Source organism: Streptomyces himastatinicus ATCC 53653 (genome assembly GCF_000158915.1).
Taxonomy (GTDB): domain Bacteria; phylum Actinomycetota; class Actinomycetes; order Streptomycetales; family Streptomycetaceae; genus Streptomyces; species Streptomyces himastatinicus.
In genome coordinates, this window is sequence record NZ_GG657754.1 from 1439691 (window position 1) to 1440660 (window position 970).

The 970-nt window shown below is 62.3% G+C and carries 1 protein-coding gene and 1 rRNA gene; both read right to left on the reverse strand.

Going from position 1 to position 970, the window contains the following annotated elements; all coding sequences use genetic code 11:
- Nucleotides 1-47 precede the first annotated feature (47 nt).
- Entirely contained in the window at nt 48-656 is a 609-nt protein-coding gene (gene clsA, locus SSOG_RS05460; RefSeq protein WP_009713209.1) for a cardiolipin synthase ClsA, read from the reverse strand.
- A 148-nt stretch (nt 657-804) separates the two neighbouring features.
- A 5S ribosomal RNA gene (gene rrf / locus SSOG_RS05465) occupies nt 805-921 on the reverse strand.
- Nucleotides 922-970: the final 49 nt, after the last annotated feature.

Sequence of the window (970 nt, forward strand, 5' to 3'; positions counted from 1 at the left end):
AGAAATCGCTACGAGCACCCGGTCCTGGGTTGCCCACGACGGCGAACTCAGTCGGCCGCGGCGTCCGCCTTCACCAGCCGGCGGACCTGAACCACGTAGAGGACTCCTGCCCACCAATAGAGTGTTGTACCCCATCCGGCGAACGCCCATCCGAAAATAGCGGCGGTCGTGTGAAGTGGGCCACTTCCATCACTCAGAAGGAGCAAGGGGAAGGCGTACATGAGGTTGAACGTGGCCGCCTTGCCGAGGAAGTTCACCTGCGGCGGCGGATAGCCATGGCGCCGGAGGATCCACACCATCGCAACGAGCACGACCTCGCGCGCGAGGAGGACCACGGGCAGCCAGAGCGGCAGGATGTCCCGCCACGTGAGGCCGATGAGCGTCGACAGAATGTAGAGCCGGTCGGCCGCGGGGTCGAGGAGCCGCCCCAGGCTGCTGATCTGGTTCCAGCGACGGGCCAGCATGCCGTCGAGATAGTCGCTCACCCCGCTGAGCGCCAGCACCAGCAGGGCCCAGAGGTCGCTCTTGGGCCCGCCGAACTCGGGCCGGAGGATCAGCCACAGGAAAAGCGGTACGCCGAAGAGGCGAGCGGTGCTGAGGATGTTCGGGATGGTGAGTACACGATCCGTCTGGACCCGTGTCTCCTGAACCTCCACCCGGGGGCCTCCTGTGAGGGAATCAGCCGATGATGCCCCATGACTCTACCGGTAGTGCCACGGGGGCCCCTCACCGGGGAGGTGGGGACATATACGAAAAGGCCTTGTTGGGAGCTTGAAGCTCCCAACAAGGCCTTTTCCAAAAATTGTTCGGCGGCGTCCTACTCTCCCACAGGGTCCCCCCTGCAGTACCATCGGCGCTGAAAGGCTTAGCTTCCGGGTTCGAAATGTAACCGGGCGTTTCCCTAACGCAATGACCACCGAAACACTATGAAACAAACAAACCGGAAAAGAACACAGTTCGTTATTTCAGA